This is a genomic window from Nocardiopsis halophila DSM 44494, assembly GCF_000341245.1.
Taxonomy (GTDB): domain Bacteria; phylum Actinomycetota; class Actinomycetes; order Streptosporangiales; family Streptosporangiaceae; genus Nocardiopsis_A; species Nocardiopsis_A halophila.
The window spans coordinates 1-4,108 of record NZ_ANAD01000173.1; the positions used below are offsets into that span (position 1 = coordinate 1).

Here is a 4,108-nt window from a genome sequence, read left to right on the forward strand (position 1 = left end):
GCGGGTCCATCATGGTCTCGTACAGCCACACCGCGGTCTGCTCCACCGCCAGCGGCAGGTCGCCCAGCTTGTCGGCGATCAGGTCGGCGTCGGCCTCGGTCAGCGCCTCGGGGCCGCGCCGCCGCAGCAGCTCGACGCTCTCCTCGCGCCGGAAGACGTCGACCTCCAGCAGGCTGCCGCCGGCGTTGCGCCACTGCGGCGAGCGCGAGGAGATGAGCACCTGCCCGGGCCCGCCGCTGGGAAGCAGGTTGCGCACGTCCTCCGGGTCGGCCGCGTTGTCGTAGATCAGCAGCCACTCCTGGAAGGGGTGGCCCGACCGGAGCGCCTCCAGCACCGAGCGGGAGATGCTCGCCGGGTCGCGGTCGGTGTCCACGCCCAGCCGCGGCGCCAGGTCGATCAGCGACTGCTGGATCTGGGTGGGGGTGTCCGCCGGGATCCACCACACCAGCTCATAGGAGGCCCGGTTCCGCCAGGCGAACTCCACGGCCAGCTGGGTCTTGCCCACGCCGCCCATGCCGCGCAGTGCCTGGGGCAGGATGTGGGTGTCGCCGGCGGCCAGCCGACGGCCCAGCTCCTCCAGCAGCTCGCGGCGGCCCACGAACGACGGGTTGCGCTGCGGGATCCTGCCCCACACATAGGGCCGGGACCGCGCCGCCGCCGGCGGCCGCTTGGGCCCTGAGGCGGCCTGGCCCTCGCTCGGCCGCCCCGGTTGCGCGGGGACCTCCGAGCGGCGCGCCGTCGGGGCGCCCGCGCCGCCGGTGCCGGGAAAATCGGGATCTGCAGCAGCCACGTCGTCGTCCCTCTGCTCGTCTTTCGGCTCTGGTTCCGCAGGCGCCGGACGCGCCCGCTCGTCCGCCCCCGCCGGCTCGTCCGCCCCCGGCCGGGCGTGCCGCTGCACCGCCGGGTCCGCACCGCCGCCGACCGGCGCCACGTCCCAGAGGTCGGCGGCGGTGCGCAGCACCCCGGGCAGGGCCCGCATGGCCGGACGGAGCGCCCGGGCGACCGGCGCCGTGTCGTCGTGGACCGGCGGCAGCGCGGGATCGAAGGTCCGCCCGTGCAAGAGCGCCTGGAACGCGGGCATCCAGGGCACCGTCCCGGCGAAGCGCTCGGCGGCCAGGTCCAGCAGCGCGCGGATCCGGGCCCGGGTCCCGCCCGAGGCCAGGAGGGCGGCGCGCACCCCGGGGTGGAACCCCAGGGACACCTGGTCGGCGCGGGTCAGGGGGATGCCGCCGGGGCGCCGTACCACCAGCCCCGACCACAGGGCGTCGGCCAGGTCCCCCGGACCGGCGTCGGGAACGAACCGCGCCCGCACCGCGTGCGCCATGGGCAGGTTCAGCGGGACGGCGGCCAGGCACACGGCCAGCTCCAGCGCGGCGGGGGAGGCGGTCTCGCGGAACGCCGCCACCAGGGCCTCGGCGTCGGCGGGGGAGCGGACGGCGCCCTGGCGGACCGTCGGAAGCGGGGACTCGGAGGGGACCGGGCCGGGGGCGGGCTCGGCGAACAGCACCGAGGCGGTGTAGTCGGGCACCGCCGGGTCCTGGGAGACGAAGGAGGCCCAGGAGCCCAGTTCCTCGGGGTCGAGCGGGAAGACCGGGACCGGAACGGCGCCGCCGCGGGGCGGCTCGGGGCCGGCGAGCCCGCCGGCCGGTCCGAAGCGGTACCGGGCGTTGGGGGCCGGCTCCGGCACGGAGTCCTCGGGAGGGCGCAGCACCCCCAGCCGGGGCCGGGTCCCGGTGCGCGGCCACTGGGCGCGGTCGAGCAGGTGCAGCACGCCCACGGCCGCGCCCCGCCCCCAGCGGGCCAGCCACGACTGCACCGCGCCCTGGTGCCAGCCCTCGCCGACCCCGTCGGTGAGCACCAGCACCACCTGGCCCCCGCCCGGGGCGACCAGCCGGCGGGGCGAGGGGGCGGGGCCGTGGTCGGAGCGCAGCACCAGGTCGTCGTGCCAGGCCTTGTCGGAGTCCAGGCGCAGCACCCGGGTGGCGCCGTGGGGGCGCAGCGGCGTCAGCAGCTCCAGGAAGCGCTTGATCCGCGGTTCGTGCACCAGCATGGACAGCCCCGCGTCGACCAGCACCGTCAGGGTGTCCGGCGGGGCCGGCGCCCCGGCGAAGCGGGGCAGCAGCGGCACCCCGCGGGCGCCGGCCCGCGGCGGCCGGGCCAGCAGCCGCTCGGCGTACCCCTCGGCGGTGGCGCGCTCGTCGACGGGGCCCCGGCCGGGCTCGACGCGCGTCCGGTGCAGCCGCCGCAGGGCGCGCACCAGCCCCTGCGGGTCGGGCAGGTCGGCGGTGGGGCCGGGGGCCGGTCCGGGGGCGGCGAACTCGGCCTGCCCGAAGCGGTCGGGCGGGTCGGGGGCGAACGCGGACGCGGGGGCGTCCGGGGGCGGCGGCTCCTGGGGCCAGGGGCGCTCGGCGGGCGGGGCGCCCCCGCCGCCGGGGCCGTCGGNCGCGGCGGCCGGGCGCGCCCCGCGCCACGGCTCCTCGGGGCGGTCCGGCGGCGGCCCGCCAGCGGCGTCCGGGGCCGAACCGGTGCGGGCGGCGAGCCACACCGCGTCGGCCACCTCCCACCACAAAGGGCCGTCCCCGCGCTCCTGCGGGAACGGTTCACCGGGGGACGGCCCCTGTGCCGCCCCCTCGGTCCGCGGATCGGGCCTCTCGCCTCGCGCGGTCACTCGCGGTCCGTTTCGGTCAGTCGCTGCCAGATGACGTCGAGTACATGCTGCCAGGCATTGGGATCCCAGGATGTGGCACGCGCCCGGACTTCGGAACTGACGAGATGGACCGAGTTCAGTAGCTGGTCGATGGACAGTCCCCCCTTGCCGGCCGAGCGCTCCAGGAAGGCCCGGATCAGGTCGCGGTCCTCCTCGGCGTCGCGCCCGGTGAAGTGCGCGGCCACGATCTCGGCGAGCTGCTCGCGGGTGGGCGGGGGGATCTCCACCGGCAGGCAGCGGCGTCGGAAGGCGGCGGGGAAGGGGCGTTCGGAGTTGCTGGTGATGGCGATGAAGGGGAACTCGTGGCAGACCACCTCGCCGCCGCGCACGGTGGTGGTGCGCCCCGGGTCGTCGACGGGCACGGTGATCTCCGGCTGGGAGGAGCGCAGCCGGGCCAGCTCGGGGATCCGGAAGGCGCCGTTCTCCAGCACGTCCAGCAGGTCGTTGGCCAGGTCGGCGTCGCCCTTGTCGAACTCGTCGATGACCAGCACCCGCGGCAGCGCCGAGGGGAGCAGGGCGGTGCCCAGCGGGCCCAGGCGCAGGTAGTCGCCGATGGGGCGGTGCGCCTCCCGGCCCTGGTCGGCGGCGGGGCCCAGGGCGGCGGCGTCGGCGCTGATGTCGTGGATGCGGGCCAGCGGGTCGTACTCGTACAGCCCCTGGGCCAGGGTGGTGCGGCTGGTGACCGACCAGCGCAGCACCCGGCCCAGCCCCAGCTCCCGGGCGACGCTGTAGGCCAGGCTGGACTTGCCCACCCCGGGGCGCCCGGTGACCAGCAGCGGGCGGCGCAGCAGCAGCGCGGCGTTGACCGCGTTGATCACGGTGGTCTCGCCGTCGGTCAGGCGGCGCGGCGCGGAAGGCGTGCGCCGCGGCCCCAGCACCCGCTCCATTTCGGCCTCGTCCTCCGGCGGGGCCGACCCGTCCGGAACCCCGGGAAACCGGCGCCACGGCGGCGGCGGGGGCAGCCGCTCGCGCAGCGGCGCCGCGTACGGGCCGGGGGTGCCGACGCCCCGGTAGATCCACCAGGAGGGGAGCGCGGGGCCGCTGCCCGGCCCTGGTGTGCCGGGGCCCGGAGCGGACGTCATCGACGGGACCTCCCTATTCGCTGTCCGGGATCTCCTCGGGGGCGGCGATGACTCCGGGCCGCTCCTCGGCTGCGGGGCCGGTGAGGTCGCTGAGAAGGGCGATGTCGAAGGGGTCACCGGTTCTGGTGTGCGTCTCGTCGGAAATGTCGGTATCGGTGGAATCGATGCGCCATTCGCGCAGGCGGCGCGAGAGTCCGGAGATCTCCTCTCGCGTGAGCCAATCGAACTCTCGGGAAATCAAGGTATCGAATGCCGCGTGTTCCGCCAACGTAGGAACGGCGGAAGGGCTTTCCCGATCTGCGGCGGGGTCGGCCGCCGC

3 protein-coding genes are annotated in these 4,108 nt (G+C 76.8%); all 3 read right to left on the reverse strand.

Going from position 1 to position 4,108, the window contains the following annotated elements; translation table 11 throughout:
* Positions 1-2,668: SAV_2336 N-terminal domain-related protein (locus D450_RS0120160; protein WP_026128662.1), on the reverse strand; the 2,668-nt coding region annotated here is incomplete at its 3' end.
* Entirely contained in the window at positions 2,665-3,789 is a 1,125-nt protein-coding gene (locus tag D450_RS0120165; RefSeq protein WP_017540464.1) for an AAA family ATPase, read from the reverse strand. The genes D450_RS0120165 and D450_RS0120160, both read right to left, overlap by 4 nt.
* A gap of 13 nt (positions 3,790-3,802) precedes the next feature.
* On the reverse strand, positions 3,803-4,108 hold a 306-nt coding region (locus tag D450_RS33725; RefSeq protein WP_026128663.1), incomplete at its 5' end, for a hypothetical protein.